This window comes from Pseudomonas sp. PvP028, assembly GCF_017832255.1.
Taxonomy (GTDB): Bacteria; Pseudomonadota; Gammaproteobacteria; order Pseudomonadales; family Pseudomonadaceae; genus Aquipseudomonas; species Aquipseudomonas syringae.
Genome location: NZ_JAFIBL010000001.1, coordinates 1,711,051 through 1,726,375 on the forward strand (window position 1 = coordinate 1,711,051; position 15,325 = coordinate 1,726,375).

Below are 15,325 nucleotides of genomic sequence, written 5' to 3' on the forward strand. Positions count from 1 at the left end.
CTTTGAAGGGCGGACGCGGAGCGTCCGGAACGGCATTCCCACGCGGAGCATGGGAACGATAATCGTGGCCACCGGCTATCGCTCCACGCTCTGCGTCCGACGTTGTCAGCCGAAGCGCTCTTGTCCCCAGGCAATGAAGGTTTCCAGCAGTGGCTTGAGCACGGCGCGGGTCGGCTCGGCCAGGTCCGGGCGGTAGTGGAAGGGCACGAATTCGTCCATGTAGGTGCTTTGTGCCAGCTCCAGCTGTACGGCGTGGATGTTGTTGGCCGGGTCGCCATAGTAGCGGGTGATGTGGCCGCCCTTGAAGCGTCCGTTCAACACATGGCTGTAGTCCTTGGCCGCTGCGCAGACCTGCTCCATTCGGCTGGCCAGCTCCGGGTCGCAACTTGCGCCATTGAAGGTGCCCAGGTTGAAGTCCGGCAGGCGGCCATCGAACAGGTGCGGGATGTGGCCGCGAATCGAGTGGGCGTCGAACAGCAGCGCATAACCGAACTCGTCACGCATGCGCTGCAGTTCCTGCTCCAGCGTCTGGTGATAGGGCATCCAGATCTGTTGCAGATAGCGCGCCCGCTCCTCGGCACTGGGTGTCTGGCCGTCCTTGAACAGTGGCACGCCATCGAACAGGATCGACGGAAACAGCCCGGTGGTTGCGCCTGCGTACATGGGCTTGTCGTCAGCGGGCCGGTTGAGGTCGATGACAAAGCGCGAGTATTCGGCAGCCAGCGTGCTGGCGCCCAATTCGGCGGCGAAGTCATACAGACGCGGAATGTGCCAGTCGGTGTCCGGCAGGCTCAAGGCTTCGTCCACCAGCGCGGCTTCGACCACCGGGGTCAGTTTCAGACCGGCATGCGGCATGCTGATCAGCAGCGGAATGCGGCCACGCTTGAATGTCAGAACGTTATCCACAGGGCTCTCCTTCAGATCGATGATTCGACGCCGTGGCGCACGATACGTTTGTCCAGATCGCCGCCCAGCCAGTAGGCCAGATCAGCCGGTCGTTCGATGTTCCAGGCGACGAAATCCGCGACCTTGCCAACCTCCAGCGAGCCATGCGTCGCGCTCATGCCCAACGCTTTGGCGGCATTGAACGTCACCCCCGCCAGTGCTTCTTCGGGCGTCATGCGAAACAGCGTGCAGGCCATGTTCAGCATCAGGCGCAATGACAGGCCTGGCGAGGTGCCAGGGTTGAGGTCGGTGGAAATCGCGATAGGCACGCCGTGCTTGCGCAGCGCGTCCATCGGCGGCAATTGTGTTTCGCGCAGGAAGTAAAACGCCCCCGGCAGCAGCACCGCGACGGTTCCGGCAGCGGCCATGGCGATGGCGTCGTCTTCGGTCATGAACTCCAGATGATCCGCCGACAGCGCCTTGTAGCGCGCAGCCAGGCTCGATCCGCCCAATGACGACAGCTGCTCGGCATGCAGTTTGACCGGCAGCGCCAACTGCCCCGCGGTAATGAACACCTGCTCGACCTGCGCAGGCGAAAACGCCAGGTATTCACAGAAAGCATCCACCGCATCGACCAGCCCTTCGGCTGCCAGCGCAGGGAGCATGTCGTTGCAGATGTGATTGATGTAATCGTCGGCGCGGTCGGCGTACTCCGGTGGCAGCGCATGGGCGGCCAGGCACGTGGCGCGAATGGTGACTGGCTGGGTGTTGCCCAGACGCCGGATCACCCGCAGGATCTTGCGCTCGTTTTCCAGGTCCAGCCCGTAGCCCGACTTCATCTCGACGGTCGTGACGCCGTCTTTCAGCAGATGCCGCAGACGGCGCTCGGCACTGGCGTACAGCTCATCCTCGCTGGCGTCGCGCGTCGCACGCACCGTGCTGGCAATACCGCCGCCCGCTGCGGCGATCTCGGAGTAGCTCACGCCCTGTAAACGCTGTTCGAACTCGCCGCTGCGGTTGCCGCCGAACACCGTATGGGTGTGACAATCGATCAGGCCGGGCGTGACCCATGCACCGCCCAGATCGATGCAGTTGTCATGTTCCGGCTCGGCCAGCTCGGCCTGAGGCCCGATCCACTCGATGAGCGCTCCGGAGGTCACGATGGCGGCATGCTCGATGATCGAGTATTTGCCGTGCGCCATGCTTGCGATGTGACAGTTTTTCCAGAGCGTTTTCATTCCAGGCCTCGTTGATCAATGAGTGTTGTTGAGCGCCTTGGGCTTGACCCACACAGCGTAGGCGATGAGCAGCAGCACGATCCAGATTGCGCCGACGATCAAGGCTGCACGGTTGTCCGGGAAGTAGCCCAGCACGCCGAAGATGAACAGCATGAAGGCGATGGCGGCCGCAGGCCCGTAAGGCCAGAACGGCACGGCGAATTTCAGCTGTGCCGCTTCCTCGCGGTTCATCGAGCGGCGCATGGCGACCTGCGTCAGCAGAATCATCAGCCAGACCCACACGGTGGCGAAGGTGGCCAGCGAAGCGATCAGCAGAAACACATCCTTGGGGATCAGGTAGTTGAGCAGCACGCCGCCCAGCAACGCGATGCCCATGACCAGCACGGTCATCCACGGCACGCCATGGCGCGACACGCGGGCAAAACTGGCGGGCGCCTGACCTTCACGGGCCAGGCCATACATCATGCGGCCTGCGCCGAAGATGTCGCTGTTGATCGCCGACACGGCCGCCGAGATCACCACGATGTTGAGGATGGTCGCCGCCGAAGCGATGCCCAGGTTATCGAAAATCTGCACGAACGGACTGCCCTGCGTGCCGATCTGCGGCCACGGGTAGATGCACATCAGCACAAACAGTGTCAGCACGTAGAACAGCAGAATGCGCAGCGGCACGGCATTGATCGCCTGCGGCAGGCTGCGCTGCGGGTCCTTCGCTTCGCCTGCGGTAATGCCGATGATTTCGATGCCGCCGAAGGCAAACATCACCACTGCGAACGAGGCGATCAGACCGGTGACGCCGTTGGGCATGAAGCCGCCATGCTCCCACAGGTTGCTGATGCCGATTTCGCTGCCGCTGGCCGAGCTGCCGATACCGAAGATCATGATGCCGAAGCCTGCGACGATCATCGCCACGATGGCGCTGACCTTGAGGATCGACAGCCAGAACTCGGTTTCACCAAAGACTTTCACGTTGCACAGGTTGAGCGCGCCGATCAGAAAGACGATACCCAGCACCCAGATCCAGCGGGGTACTTCCGGAAACCAGAAGCCCATGTAGATGCCGAATGCGGTCACGTCGGCCAGGCAGACGATGATCATCTCGAACGCGTAGGTCCAGCCGAGCACGAAGCCGGCCAGCGGGCCCATATAGCGCGTGGCGTAATGGCTGAACGAACCGGACACCGGGTCGTGGACCGCCATTTCGCCGAGCGCGCGCATCACCATGTACACCGCCGCGCCGCCGATCAGGTAAGCCAGCAGTACAGCAGGCCCGGCCTGTTGAATCGCCGAGGCCGAGCCGTAGAACAACCCTGTACCGATGGCAGAGCCCAGGGCCATGAAGCGGATGTGGCGGGCGGATAACCCGCGTTTCAAACCATCTTGTGACGTCATTTCAGGTCCATTTCATTACAGGTATGGCAATAGCTGCGAGAACGCCTGCATCCGGCCTCCCGCAGCGATGACCAAAGCGAGCCCTGCCAGGCTCGCGGTGCATCACAGACTGGGTAGCAGACGTGCAGGAACCAACGGGTTCAGGCAAGTGGAGGACAACAGCTGACTGGCAGCTTCGATGTCCGGTGCAAAAAAGCGGTCCTTTTCATAGAACGGGACCTTGCTGCGCAACAGGCTGCGGGCTTGCTCCAGCTTCGGAGAGGTTTTCAGGCCCTCACGCAAGTCCAGACCCTGGCAGGCAGCCAACCATTCTACGGCAAGAATCCCGCGAACGTTTTCTGCCATTTCCCATAAGCGCTTGCCGGCGGCCGGGGCCATCGACACATGGTCTTCCTGATTGGCCGAGGTCGGCAGGCTGTCGACACTGTGCGGGTGGGCCAATGCCTTGTTTTCACTGGCCAGTGCGGCGGCGGTTACCTGCGCGATCATGAACCCGGAATTGACGCCGCCGTTGGCCACCAGGAAGGGCGGCAGCTGCGACATGTGCTTGTCCATCATCAGCGAAATGCGCCGTTCGCTGAGCGAGCCGATCTCGGCGATGGCCAGCGCGAGGTTGTCCGCCGCCATGGCGACCGGCTCGGCGTGAAAATTGCCACCGGATATGACGTCGTTCTCGGCGGCGAACACCAGCGGGTTGTCGGACACCGCGTTGGCTTCGATTTCCAGCACCTCGGCGGCCTGACGCAGCTGGGTCAGACACGCGCCCATGACCTGTGGCTGGCAGCGCAACGAGTAAGGGTCCTGAACCTTGTCGCAGTTGCGGTGCGACTCGGACACGCCGCTGCTTTCGCCCAGCAGGTCGCGGTAGCAGGCCGCTGCATCGATCTGCCCGCGCTGACCGCGTGCGGCATGAATGCGCGCGTCGAAGGGCGAGCGCGAGCCGAGCACCGCTTCAACCGTCAGCGAGCCGCAGGTCAGGGCTGCCGCGAACAGGTCTTCGCCTTCGAACAGGCCGCGCAATGCGTAGGCGCTAGACACTTGCGTGCCGTTGAGCAGTGCCAGCCCTTCCTTGGCCGCCAGGGTCAGCGGTTGCAGCCCGGCAGCCGCCAGCGCATCGACGCCGTTCAGCCATTCGCCCTGGTAGCGCGCCTTGCCTTCGCCCAGCAGCACCAGCGACATGTGCGCCAGCGGCGCCAGGTCGCCGGAAGCACCGACCGAGCCCTTGAGCGGAATATGCGGGTAGACCTCGGCATTGATCAGCGCAATCAGAGCGTCGATGACCACGCGCCGAATGCCCGAGAAGCCGCGGCTCAGGCTGTTGACCTTGAGCACCATGATCAGACGCACCAGCTCATCGCTGATTGGCTGACCGACACCGGCCGCATGCGACAGCACCAGCGAACGCTGCAGGTTTTCCAGGTCTTCGCTGGCAATCCGCGTCGAAGCCAGCAGGCCGAAGCCGGTGTTGATGCCGTAGGCGGTGCGGTTCTCGGCCAGAATGCGCTCGACACAGGCGACGCTGTCGTCGATCTGCTGGTCTGCGCTGCTGTCCAGCGTCAGGCTGACCGGCTGCAGATAAATATCGCGCAGTTGCGCCAGGGTCAGTTGGCCGGGGATCAGGTTCAGCGTCTTGGCAGATAAGGTGGTCACGATGCTGCTACTCCTTGATGAATGTCAGCGACGGCTTGTGGCCATACGCTGTTTTTATAGGCCTGCCGCGTTGTTACGGCAGTGCTGGAAAACCCTTTCCAGCGACGCTTCGTCTTTGATCAGGGCCGCGCTGCTGGCGATGTCCGGAGCCAGCCAGCGGTCTTCGTCATAGGCCGGGATGCGCTCGCGCAGCAGTCGCCACGCGGCACCGGTGCCCACGCCAAAACCCTGTGTCTTGAGAAATTCGAATGCCTGGGCCGCGAGCAAATACTCGATGGCCAGAATCTGCGTGGTATTGCCCAGTACCTTGTGCAGCTTGAGCGCAGCGCTGGTGCCCAGGCTCAGGTGATCCTCCTGCAGACCGGAAGTCACGTAGTTGTCGACCACTGCCGGTTGCGCCATTTGGCGGTTTTCCGCGCACAGCGAAGCGGCGACGTACTGGACGATCATCATTCCCGAGTTGACCCCCGGCTGGGTAACCAAAAACGCAGGCAGGCCGCTGACCATCGGGTTGATCAGGCGGTCCAGGCGTCGTTCGGCGATCGAGCCCAGCTCGGCCATCGCCATGCACAGCAGGTCTGCCGCCATGGCCACCGACTGGCCGTGTGGATTGGCCTGGGACACCACCCGGAAAGCCTCGGGCGTGCCGAGCAGCAGCGGATTATCGGTGACTGAATTGAGCTCGATCTCGACCTGGCGAGTGGCGTGAGCCAGTTGGTCGCGCGTGGCGCCATGCACCTGGGGAATCGAGCGAATACTCAGCGCATCCTGAGTACGAATGCCTTCGCTGCTGGCGAGCACGTCGCTGCCGGCCAGCAACGCGCGCAGGTTCTTGCCCACCTGTTGCATGCCCGGATGCGGCTTGAGGGCGAGGATGCTTGCATCGAACGCGTCCAGCTGGCCGCGCAGGGCTTCGAAGCTCATCGCGCCGATTACGTCGGCCCATTGGCTCAGGCGCTCGGCATCGGCAATGGCCAGACAGCTCAGGCCGGTCATGCACGGTGTGCCGTTGACCAGGCACAATCCGTCCTTGGCGCCGAGAATAACCGGAGCCAGACCTTCTTCATTCAGGGCCTGCTCGGCCGGGACGATCTGCCCGCGATAGCTGACCTGGCCGATGCCCAGCAACGCAGCACCGACGTGCGCCATGTGCGTCAGGTAACCCACCGAGCCCTGCGCCGGTACTTGCGGCGTGATGCCCCGGTTGAGCAGGGCCAGCAGCGCTTCGACCACTTGCCGGTGAATGCCCGACTTGCCCTGGCTGTAGTTGAGAATCGCGGCGCAGATGATTGCACGGGTCTGCTCGTCGGCCAGTGGCGCACCGACGCCGCAGGCGTGGCTGAGCAGGGTATTGCGCGACAGGCGACTGAGCTGGTCGCCTTGCAGTGACACATTGCACAGCGCGCCGAGCCCGGTGTTCACGCCATAGGCACGCTCGCCACTGACGACGATGCGCTGCACGATGGCCTGAGCGTTGTCGATCCGTGCCCAGGCAGCATCCGACAGGGCCAGTTTTGCGCCATGTCGGGCCACCGCGACCACGTCCTGCCATCCCGCAGGTGCTTCACCGATGACGATCTGTTCTGCTCGCGACATCTGCAACGGTCCTTAAAGGGTGGCTACGCGGCGCTGAACGAAACGATCCACGTAATCGTCGGCGGGCGAGTGGAGGATTTCTTTCGGCGTACCGACCTGAATCAATCGCCCGTCCTTGAGGATCGCAATGCGATTGCCGATGCGCACGGCCTCGTCCAGATCGTGGGTAATGAACACGATGGTCTTGTGCAGACTGGCTTGCAGCTCCAGCAACTGGTCCTGCATCTCGGCGCGGATCAGCGGGTCGAGGGCGCTGAATGCTTCGTCCATCAGAATGATGTCGGTGTCGGCCGCCAGTGCGCGGGCCAGACCTACACGCTGACGCATGCCGCCGGAAAGCTGGTGCGGGTATTTGTTTTCATAGCCCTTGAGGCCTACGGTGGTGATCCAGTGCTGCGCGCGTTCCTGACACAGCGCCTTGCTTTCGCCACGCACGGTCAGGCCGTAGGCCACGTTGGCCAGCACGGTTTTGTGCGGCAGCAGGCCGAAGCTCTGGAACACCATGCTGATCTTGTGCCGGCGGAATTGGCGCAAGGCCTCCATGTCGTAACGCAGGATGTCTTCGCCATCGACCAGAATCTCGCCGCTGGTGGGGTCGATGAGCCGGTTGAAGTGACGCACCAGCGTCGATTTTCCCGAGCCGGACAGGCCCATGATGACGAAGATTTCGCCGCTGCCGATCGACAGCGACAGGTCGTTGACCCCGACCACGCAGCCGGTCTGGGCCAGCACCTGGTCCTTGCTCTGGTTTTGCTTGATCAGTTGCAGTGCTTCCTTGGAGCGGTTGCCGAAGATCTTGAATACGTTTTTGACGACGATTTTGTTCGGTTCCACGCTGCTCATTTGTGCGCCTCATGCCGTGGGCGGCCATAGGCCTGCGTGATACGGTCGATGACGACCGCCAGAATGACAATGGCCAGGCCCGCTTCCAGCCCGCGCCCGACGTTGAGGGTCTGAATGCCCACCAGAACGTCCTCACCAAGCCCGCGTGCACCGATCATCGAGGCAATCACCACCATCGACAGCGCCATCATGGTGGTCTGGTTGATCCCGGCCATGATGCTCGGCATCGCCAACGGCAGTTGCACACCGAACAGTTGCTGCCAGCGATTGGCGCCGAACGCGTTGATGGCTTCCATCACTTCACCATCCACCTGACGAATGCCCAGATCGGTCAGACGAATCAGCGGCGGCGCGGCGTAAATCACCGTGGCGAAGATCGCCGGAACCTTGCCCAGACCGAACAGCATCAGCACCGGGATCAGGTACACGAAGCTGGGCATGGTCTGCATGATGTCGAGCAGCGGCATCAGCACCGAGCGCAGACGATTGCTGCGTGCCGAAAGGATGCCCAGCGGAATGCCGATCAGCACCGCGATGATCGTGGCGACCAGCATCAGCGCCAGGGTTTGCATCAGCTTGTCCCACAACCCGACCGCACCGACCAGAAACAGCAGGCCGACGATGACCAGCGTCGTGACGATCTTGCGTGTCGCGTGCCAGGCAATGCCGCCGACGATCATCAGCATCAGCCACCACGGCGCCATGCGCAGCAGGCCTTCGAGGTTGACGATGGCCCATAGCAGGGTGTCGGAGATGTGCCGGAACACATCGCCGTACTGCGTGACCAGTGAGTCGACGCCATCGTTGACCCAGTTGGCGATCGAGAAAGTGAAGCTTTCAGGAAACATAAGCGGCTCTCAAATGAGGTGTGTCGGGTCAACGACAGGGCTGTCGAACCGTTCGGTCCGACAGCCCGGTCGTTTACAACGAAGCGTCCACCTTCTTCGCGGCGTCTTCGCTGACCCATTTGTGCCAGACTTCGGGGTGCTCTTTCAGGAAAATCTTCGCCAGCTTCGGCGATTCGATGCGTTCCTTGGCCATGCGCCCCAGGTTCTGGTTGAGCAGGTCGATCGGCAGGTTGACCTTTTCCAGGATGGCGACCAATTCAGGGGCCTCATCGTGGAACACTTTGGACACGCCGACCTTGATATCGATCGTCTTGTTGACCCCGGCTTTCTCTTCCAGACGCACCAGGTCTACCTGACCCATGAGCGGCGTGGGTGACCAATAGTAGGTCAGGATCGGCTCGCCACGTTTGTAGCTGGACAGAATCGCCGCATCCAGCGCCGGGCCGGTGCCTGGGCGGAAGTTGGTGTATTTGCTTTCCAGGCCGTAGCTCTTGAGCATTTCGCTGTTTTCCAGCTCACAGGTCCAGCCGGCCGGGCAGTTGTAGAAGCGCCCCTTGCCAGGCTCTTCCTGATCCTTGAACACGGCTGAATACTGGGCCAGGTCGCTGATGGATTTCAGGTTGGGTGCCTTTGCCTCCAGCTTGCGTTTGGCATCGCCTTCGATCACGTAGCGGGGCACGTACCAGCCTTCCACTGCGCCGACGATCGGCGCGCCGACACCGACCACCTTGCCGGCAGCGGCGGCCTTGTTCCAGACCTCGCTGCGGCCGACCCATTCTTCGGCAAAGATCTGGATGTCGTTGGTGCCCAAGGCGTTTTCCATGGCGATGGAATTGCCGGGCAGGGCGTCAACGGTGCAGCCGTAACCCTTGTCCAGAACCACCTGCAGAATGTCGGTCAGCAGCATCGCGCTTTCCCAGTTGAGGCCGGCGAATTTCACCGGCTTGCCTGATTCGCACCAGCCGGCCGCCTGACTTGCGCCCGCGCTGGCGAGCAGGCCAGCGGATACCAATGTGGTCAGCAGGGCCTTTTTCATATTCATTGTCGATGCTCCTAAGCCTGAAATGGATGACGGCAGCTTCAAGTAGGCATCCGGCCCGTGGGCATGCTCATGCCCGTCCCCGACGTATGTCGGCCCGATGACCGACAACGTTTTCAACGTCCGATCATTGGCAGGTTCAAGCCCTGCTCTTTGGCACAGTCGATAGCGATTTCGTAGCCGGCATCGGCATGACGCATCACCCCGGTAGCCGGGTCGTTGTGCAATACGCGGGCGATACGCTCGGCGGCCTCATCGGTGCCGTCGCAGACGATCACCATGCCGGAATGCTGCGAAAAGCCCATGCCCACGCCGCCACCGTGGTGCAGCGAGACCCAGGTCGCACCGCTGGCGGTATTGAGCAGGGCATTGAGCAGCGGCCAGTCGGAGACGGCATCAGAGCCATCACGCATGGATTCGGTTTCGCGGTTGGGGCTGGCGACCGAGCCGGAGTCCAGGTGATCACGACCGATCACTACCGGTGCCGACAACTCGCCACTGCGGACCATTTCGTTGAAGGCCAGGCCCAGTTTGGCGCGTTGACCCAGGCCGACCCAGCAGATACGCGCCGGCAGGCCCTGGAAGCTGATGCGTTCGCGGGCCATGTCCAGCCAGTTGTGCAGGTGCTCGTCATCCGGAATCAGTTCTTTGACCTTGGCGTCGGTCTTGTAGATGTCCTGCGGGTCACCTGACAGCGCGGCCCAGCGGAACGGCCCGATGCCACGGCAGAACAGCGGACGGATGTAGGCGGGGACGAAGCCCGGGAAATCGAAGGCGTTGGTGACGCCGACTTCCTTGGCCATCTGGCGAATATTGTTGCCATAGTCAAAGGTCGGAATGCCTGCTTGCTGGAAGGCGAGCATGGCTTCGACGTGCTCGGCCATCGACTGTTTGGCCGCCTTGACCACACTGGCCGGCTCGCTCACCGAACGGGCACGGTACTCGTCCCAGGTCCAGCCTTTGGGCAGGTAGCCATTGAGCGGGTCGTGGGCGCTGGTCTGGTCGGTGACCATGTCCGGGCGCACACCGCGACGGACCATTTCCGGCAGGATATCCGCCGCGTTGCCACACAGGGCGATGGAGATGGCTTTGCCTTCGGCCGTGTATTTGGCGATACGCGCCAGTGCGTCATCGAGATCAGCGGCCTGTTCGTCGACGTAGCGGGTCTTGATGCGGAAATCGATGCGGCTCTGCTGACATTCGATGTTCAGCGAGCAGGCCCCGGCCAATGTCGCGGCCAGCGGCTGCGCGCCACCCATGCCGCCCAGGCCTGCGGTCAGCACCCAGCGACCCTTAAGGTTGCCGTCATAGTGCTGGCGACCGGCTTCGACGAAGGTTTCGTAAGTGCCTTGCACGATGCCCTGGCTACCGATGTAGATCCAGCTGCCGGCGGTCATCTGACCATACATGGCCAGGCCCTTGGCATCCAGTTCGTTGAAGTGCTCCCAACTGGCCCAGTGCGGCACCAGGTTGGAGTTGGCGATCAGCACGCGCGGGGCATTGCTGTGGGTCTTGAATACGCCGACCGGCTTGCCGGACTGCACCAGCAAGGTTTCATCATCGTTGAGCTGAGTGAGGCTTTCGACGATCTTGTCGTAGCACTCCCAATTGCGCGCAGCGCGACCGATGCCACCGTAAACCACCAGCTCATTGGGGTTTTCGGCAACTTCCGGGTCGAGGTTGTTCATCAACATGCGCAGCGGCGCTTCGGTCAGCCAGCTCTTGGCGGTCAATTGAGTACCGCGTGCAGCCCGTACGACGCCTTCGCGATGGCGGGTCCAGTCCTGCTTCAGGTCTTGATTATTCTCGGTCACAAAAAAATCCTCGGCGATCAATTCGAACCACCCCGATGAAGGGCGAACAGCGCCTGGCGAAGCAGGCCGATTCAGTTGGGTAGAAGGCAGAGTGTTTAGCCTGTCTCTACTTGTACATACAAGCATATGCAATCAAAAGACCAACTTTTCGCTGCTGTTGTTTTTAAGCCGCCGAATTGGCCTGCAAGGCTTTATTTCCGGAGCCTTGCGGGTTTTGGTCAGCGCGCAAGCATTGGCCCGAGAGGAGCGCTGTTCTGTTACCTGAATGACTTTTTGCGCAGTTTTGGGGCGGCAGGTAACAGATTGGTGCGAGGAGGGTGTGCATCGCGTTAAGACCGGAATCAAAGTGCTGCGGATGTTTGCAAACAGCGCGTTTGGGGGGCTGAAAATGGCCTCTTTAGCGTGGGAACGAACCCGCTCGAGCACGCGTCATACCCAGGCCTGAGCCAGCATTCACCGGCCTGCGATTAGGTCTCGCGGGTGTTTTCATGTTTAAATTGAACGCTCGTTCAAGTTAAACCGGTGGTTCGCTGCCCGCTCACAACAGGAGGCTTACCCTTGCCGTATCCGCTTTTTGCAATTGGTTTTATCAGTCCGGAGGCACTCAACCGATGAGTTCTTCGAGTTCCTCTTCAAGCGGCATGGTTCGCATGAATGCTCCAGTGTTCTATTTCGCCGCGAGTTTTATTCTGATTTTCGGCATCGTCGTGATCGCGTTCCCGCAAGCCAGCGGCGAATGGCTGCTGGCGGCGCAAAACTGGGCGGCCAACACGGTAGGCTGGTACTACATGATGGTCATGACCCTGTACCTGGTCTTCGTGGTGGTCACCGCCTTGTCGGGCTTCGGCAAGATCAAGCTCGGTGCCGACCACGACGAACCCGAGTTCAGTTACCTGTCATGGGCCGGCATGCTGTTTGCCGCCGGCATCAGCATCACGCTGTTCTTTTTCTGCGTTTCAGAACCCCTGACGCACCTGCTGCAGCCACCGCAGGGCGAGGGCGGTACCGCTGAAGCAGCACGCCAGGGCATGCAGTTGCTGTTTCTGCACTGGGGTCTGCATGGCTGGGGCGTGTTCGCGTTCGTCGGTATGGCGCTGGCCTATTTCGCTTATCGCCATAACCTGCCGCTGGCCCTGCGCTCGGCGCTGTATCCGCTGATCGGCAAACGCATCAATGGCCCTATCGGCTATGCCGTCGATGGCTTCGGCATCATTGCGACCATCTTCGGGCTCGGCGCAGACATGGGCTTCGGGGTGCTGCACCTCAATTCCGGTCTGGACTACCTGTTCGGCGTGGCGCACACCCACTGGATTCAGGTCGGCCTGATCACCCTGATGATGGGCGCGGCGATTCTGGTAGCGATCGCCGGGGTCGACAAGGGCGTACGCGTCATGTCCGACATCAACATGCTGCTGGCCTGTGCGCTGCTGCTGTTCGTACTGTTTGCCGGCCCGACTCAGCATTTGCTCAACACGCTGGTGCAGAACATCGGTGACTACCTGGGCGCACTGCCGAGCAAGAGTTTCGACGTGTATGCCTACAACGAGCCGAGTGACTGGCTGGGCGGCTGGACGGTGTTCTATTGGGCTTGGTGGATTGCCTGGGCGCCGTTCGTAGGCCTGTTCATTGCGCGCATCTCCCGTGGCCGTACCATCCGCGAGTTCGTCTTCGGTGTGTTGCTGATCCCGCTGGGTTTCACCCTGGCGTGGATGTCGATCTTCGGCAACAGCGCCATCGATCAAGTGCTCAACCATGGCATGACTGCGCTGGGTCAGTCGGCTATCGACGATCCGTCGATGACCCTGTACCTGCTGCTGGAAACCTATCCGTGGAGCAAGACAGTCATTGCGGTCACGGTGTTCATCAGCTTCGTGTTCTTCGTCACCTCGGCCGATTCGGGCACGGTGGTGCTGTCGACACTGTCAGCCAAAGGCGGCAACCCTGACGAAGACGGTCCGAAATGGCTGCGGGTGTTCTGGGGTGTGGCCACGGCGCTGATCACCAGTGGCCTGTTGTTCTCGGGCAGCATCGATGCGCTGAAATCGGCCGTGGTGCTGACGTCGTTGCCATTCTCGTTGATTCTGTTGCTGATGATGTGGGGGCTGCACAAGGCGTTCGTCATGGAGTCGCAGCGCAAGATCGCCCAGTTGTACTCGCTGGCGCCAGTGTCCGGTTCACGACGCGGCGGCTGGCGTCAGCGTCTGAGCCAGGCGGTGCATTACCCGTCGCGAGACGAGGTGTACCGTTTCCTCGATCAGACCGTGCGTCCGGCGATTGAAGAAGTGACGGCGGTGTTCGTCGAGAAGGGCTTGAATGTGGTCAACGTACCTGACCCGTCCAACGACTCGGTGACCCTGGAAATCGGTCATGGTGAAGAACGTCCGTTCATTTACCAGGTGCAGATGAAAGGCTTCTTCACCCCGTCGTTCGCCCGTGGCGGCATGGGCTCCAAGCAATTGAACAACCGCCGCTACTACCGCGCCGAGGTGCACTTGAGCGAGGGCAGTCAGGACTACGACCTGGTGGGTTACACCAAGGAACAAGTCATCAACGACGTGCTCGATCAGTACGAACGGCATATGCAGTTCCTGCATCTGGTGCGTTGATCGGGGTTTGAGGACATCTATCGTTCCTCACGCCACAGTGGGAATGCCGTGCTTGACGCGCCGCGTCACACATCTGCGCCGCGCCCTATGTTCAGAATAGGACGCGGAGCGTCCAGAACGGCATACCCACGCATGGGCACGATGGTGTTCTTACGGGCGACTATCGTTCCTCACGCTCCAGCGCAGGCTCGAAATTGCGCCGGGCTCAGGTACTCTCCCGTTCCACCAGGCTGCACTCCAGCAGGTTCAGCCGTTGTATTTCTCCCTCTACCGGTAATACACCGAGGCTTTCAAGCACCCGCGTGGCAGCCATTACGCCGATCTGCAGGGCGGGTGGTTTGATGGTGGTCAGGCTGGGCAGCATCATTTCTGCGAAGGCGTAATCGCCAAAGCCCATCACGGCACAATCCTGTGGAATGCTCAGGCCTGCGCGCTGGCTGGCGAGCAGGGCGCCGGCTGCCAGGTTGTCGTTGGCGAAGAAGATCGCGTCAGGACGGGGCGCTTGGTTCATCAGGGTGTCCATCGCCTGTTTGCCAGCCTCGAAGGGCGCTCGATCCGCGTCCGGGACGAAAACCCACGGCGTGATACCTAGCCCTTCCACGGTTGCGGCATAGCCGTCGCGACGCTCCAGTGCGCTGAAGTCGCCCGCGATGCTGTTCTGTACGAATGCGATGCGCCGGTAGCCTTTGTCATGCAGATAACGGGCTGCCATCACGCCGACGTCGTAGTGCGAAAAGCCGATCTGGATCGGGCTGCGGTCGGGTTGATGGTCCCAGGTTTCGATCACCGGAACATCGGTCTGCTCGATCATGTTCTCGGTAGCAGGGCTGTGAAAGCGGCTGGTCAGCACCAGTGCCGCCGGTGACCAGCCCAGGAACGCCCGCACTGCGCTTTCCTCCTGCTCTGCGGAAAAGTAGCTGGACGCCAGCAGCAACTGGAAACCGTGCCGGCTCAGTGTGTCGCTGAAGCCCTGAATGGTATTGGCAAAGATCGGCCCGGAGATGTTGGGAATTACCATCGCTACCACCCGGCTACGTGCCGATGCCAGGCCGCCTGCAACCAGATTGGGCACGTAGCCCAGTGCACTGACTGTGCTCGCAATCCGCTCGCGCAGTTCGGACGAAACCTGTTCCGGTTGATTGAAATAGCGCGACACGGTAATGGCCGACACCCCTGCCTGACGCGCCACGGCGGTGATCGTCACCCGGCCTGCGCCTCGGCGTTTGCGTATCAGAGGCTTCTCGTCGGCCATGGTCGATCACTTCGCATAAAAGTAAAAAGAATATAAAACTAATTTTTCAGTATTGGACGATCTATCAGTCGTTTCCTGATACTGACGATGTTAGCGCTAACAAAGATGGTTTGTCTGCTACTCGCCACCGCGAATGCCCGGACCCGGTTTAGTCAGCACGCA

At 61.4% G+C, this 15,325-nt stretch carries 11 protein-coding genes; 1 reads left to right on the forward strand and 10 read right to left on the reverse strand.

Going from position 1 to position 15,325, the window contains the following annotated elements; all coding sequences use genetic code 11:
- Positions 1-105: 105 nt before the first annotated feature.
- From hutG to hutU, 9 genes are all read right to left on the reverse strand, one after another.
- Positions 106-906, reverse strand: coding sequence for an N-formylglutamate deformylase (gene hutG / locus JOE34_RS07660; RefSeq protein ID WP_010406064.1), 801 nt, complete (start codon positions 904-906; stop codon positions 106-108).
- An 11-nt stretch (positions 907-917) separates the two neighbouring features.
- Positions 918-2,123, reverse strand: coding sequence for an imidazolonepropionase (gene hutI, locus JOE34_RS07665; protein WP_032659305.1), 1,206 nt, complete (start codon positions 2,121-2,123; stop codon positions 918-920).
- A 15-nt stretch (positions 2,124-2,138) separates the two neighbouring features.
- Positions 2,139-3,515, reverse strand: a complete 1,377-nt coding sequence (locus JOE34_RS07670; protein WP_010406071.1) for an amino acid permease — start codon at positions 3,513-3,515, stop codon at positions 2,139-2,141.
- Between the two features lie 102 nt (positions 3,516-3,617).
- The gene (hutH, locus tag JOE34_RS07675; RefSeq protein WP_032659307.1) at positions 3,618-5,165 is read right to left on the reverse strand and encodes a histidine ammonia-lyase; all 1,548 of its coding nucleotides are present in this window, start codon (positions 5,163-5,165) and stop codon (positions 3,618-3,620) included.
- A 54-nt stretch (positions 5,166-5,219) separates the two neighbouring features.
- Entirely contained in the window at positions 5,220-6,761 is a 1,542-nt protein-coding gene (gene hutH / locus JOE34_RS07680; protein ID WP_010406079.1) for a histidine ammonia-lyase, read from the reverse strand.
- Positions 6,762-6,773: 12 nt separating this feature from the next.
- On the reverse strand, positions 6,774-7,604 hold the full coding sequence (locus tag JOE34_RS07685; protein WP_003396818.1) for a glycine betaine/L-proline ABC transporter ATP-binding protein: 831 nt from the start codon (positions 7,602-7,604) through the stop codon (positions 6,774-6,776).
- Positions 7,601-8,452 (reverse strand): proline/glycine betaine ABC transporter permease, encoded by an 852-nt coding sequence (locus JOE34_RS07690; RefSeq protein WP_003343849.1) that lies wholly within the window; start codon positions 8,450-8,452, stop codon positions 7,601-7,603. The genes JOE34_RS07685 and JOE34_RS07690 overlap by 4 nt, the downstream gene beginning before the upstream one ends.
- A gap of 73 nt (positions 8,453-8,525) precedes the next feature.
- Positions 8,526-9,494, reverse strand: coding sequence for an ABC transporter substrate-binding protein (locus JOE34_RS07695; protein WP_003413481.1), 969 nt, complete (start codon positions 9,492-9,494; stop codon positions 8,526-8,528).
- Positions 9,495-9,607: 113 nt separating this feature from the next.
- On the reverse strand, positions 9,608-11,305 hold the full coding sequence (gene hutU / locus JOE34_RS07700; RefSeq protein ID WP_025167978.1) for a urocanate hydratase: 1,698 nt from the start codon (positions 11,303-11,305) through the stop codon (positions 9,608-9,610).
- A 650-nt stretch (positions 11,306-11,955) separates the two neighbouring features.
- Between hutU and betT the strand changes: the two genes are divergently transcribed.
- Positions 11,956-13,911, forward strand: coding sequence for a choline BCCT transporter BetT (gene betT / locus JOE34_RS07705; RefSeq protein WP_205902143.1), 1,956 nt, complete (start codon positions 11,956-11,958; stop codon positions 13,909-13,911).
- A 205-nt stretch (positions 13,912-14,116) separates the two neighbouring features.
- On the opposite strand, the gene JOE34_RS07710 is transcribed toward betT, so the two are convergent.
- Positions 14,117-15,163, reverse strand: a complete 1,047-nt coding sequence (locus JOE34_RS07710; RefSeq protein WP_003383910.1) for a LacI family DNA-binding transcriptional regulator — start codon at positions 15,161-15,163, stop codon at positions 14,117-14,119.
- Between the last annotated feature and the right edge of the window lie 162 nt (positions 15,164-15,325).

What these genes read in the sequence shown, in the direction of transcription:
- hutI (WP_032659305.1), bottom strand. Translation starts at nt 2,123, where the DNA reads ATGAAAACGCTCTGGAAAAACTGTCACATCGCAAGCATGGCGCACGGC.
- JOE34_RS07670 (WP_010406071.1), bottom strand. Translation starts at nt 3,515, where the DNA reads ATGACGTCACAAGATGGTTTGAAACGCGGGTTATCCGCCCGCCACATC.
- hutH (WP_010406079.1), bottom strand. Translation starts at nt 6,761, where the DNA reads ATGTCGCGAGCAGAACAGATCGTCATCGGTGAAGCACCTGCGGGATGG.
- JOE34_RS07685 (WP_003396818.1), bottom strand. Translation starts at nt 7,604, where the DNA reads ATGAGCAGCGTGGAACCGAACAAAATCGTCGTCAAAAACGTATTCAAG.
- JOE34_RS07690 (WP_003343849.1), bottom strand. Translation starts at nt 8,452, where the DNA reads ATGTTTCCTGAAAGCTTCACTTTCTCGATCGCCAACTGGGTCAACGAT.
- JOE34_RS07695 (WP_003413481.1), bottom strand. Translation starts at nt 9,494, where the DNA reads ATGAATATGAAAAAGGCCCTGCTGACCACATTGGTATCCGCTGGCCTG.
- betT (WP_205902143.1), top strand. Translation starts at nt 11,956, where the DNA reads ATGAATGCTCCAGTGTTCTATTTCGCCGCGAGTTTTATTCTGATTTTC.
- JOE34_RS07710 (WP_003383910.1), bottom strand. Translation starts at nt 15,163, where the DNA reads ATGGCCGACGAGAAGCCTCTGATACGCAAACGCCGAGGCGCAGGCCGG.